Annotated in this window: 1 protein-coding gene; it reads right to left on the bottom strand. The window is 65.2% G+C overall.

Annotated features, from left to right (window positions below):
• Position 1: 1 nt before the first annotated feature.
• Positions 2-1243: an arginine deiminase gene (gene arcA / locus DWZ01_RS10560; protein ID WP_117848985.1), complete on the bottom strand. Its 1242-nt coding sequence runs from the start codon at positions 1241-1243 to the stop codon at positions 2-4.
• Positions 1244-1267 lie beyond the last annotated feature (24 nt).

The following is a 1267-nucleotide window of genomic DNA, read 5'->3' as shown; positions in this document are numbered from 1 at the left end:
CTTAGAGGTCCTCGCGCCAGAAGGGCATGCTCATGCAGCGCGGGCCGCCGCGGCCGCGGGAGAGCTCGGCGGAGGGCACGACGAGAAGGTCCAGGCCCTCCTTGTACAGCACGTCGTTGGTGACGGTGTTGCGGGCGTAGACGCAGATCTTGCCGGGCTCGACGCACAGGGTGTTGGAGCCGTCGTTCCACTGCTCGCGGGAGGCCGCGATCGGGTCGCCGCCGCCGCAGGGGATCAGCTTGACCTGGTCGACGCCGGTGGCGTCCTCCAGGACGTGCTCGAGGGTGTCCTCGATCAGGCGGATGTTCACGTCGCCCGGGTTCTTGCCGGCGGTCAGCTCGTAGACGCGCAGGGTGCCCATGATGGCGGGGTGGATCGTGAACTTATCGACGTCGATCTGGGTGAAGACCGTGTCGAGGTGCATGAAGGCGCGCGAGACCGGGATGTCGAAGGCCAGGATGCGCTCGACCTTGGAGTCGGAGTTCCAGAAGATGTTCTGGGCCATGACGTCGATCGCGGCGGCCTGGGTGCGCTGGGAGATGCCGACGGCGAGGGTCTTCTCGTTGATGTTCAGCACGTCGCCGCCCTCGGTGTGGAACTGGCAGTCGCGGCGGAAGTACAGCGAGACGTCCTTGTAGTCGGGGTGGTACTTGAAGATGTACTTGCCGTACAGGGTCTCGCGGTTGCGGGTGACCGAGTACATGCGGTTGAGGTTGACGCCCTCGCCGACGACCGCGAACGGGTCGCGGGTGAAGTAGAGGTTGGGCATCGGGTCGATGATCAGGTCGGACTCGGACTCGGAGTTGACCAGGGAGTCGAGGGTCGTGGACGCCGTGAGGGGCATGTCGATCTCGGACTTGGTCATACCGGCCATGGTCTTCTTGACGAACTCGAGGTTGTCCTCGATGGAGTCCAGCTTCTCGCGAACGATCTGCGGCATGTGCTGGCCGCGGATGCCGGCCTCGGCGATGTACTGGTCGGTGAACTCGGCGCGGGCGCCGGGGACCTGGTCGAACACCTCGGCGACGAGGTTCTCGAGATAGAGGACCTCCACGCCCTGGTCCCTCAGGATCTGGGCGAAGGTGTCGTGCTCCTGCTGCGCGACCTCCAGGAACGGGACGTCGTCGAACAGGAGTCGCTCGAGCTCGTCGGGCGGCAGGTTGAGGAGCTCGTCGCCGGGACGGTGCAGGCAGACCTTCCTGAGCTTGCCGATCTCGGAAGGCACGTGCAGACCTTTCGTCATGGCCTCCTACCTTTCTTTCGGGCC

This window comes from Collinsella sp. AF28-5AC, from assembly GCF_003457875.1.
Classification (GTDB): domain Bacteria; phylum Actinomycetota; class Coriobacteriia; order Coriobacteriales; family Coriobacteriaceae; genus Collinsella.
Note: the sequence above shows the minus strand (reverse complement) of the source record. Positions and strands in the feature narration are given on the sequence as shown.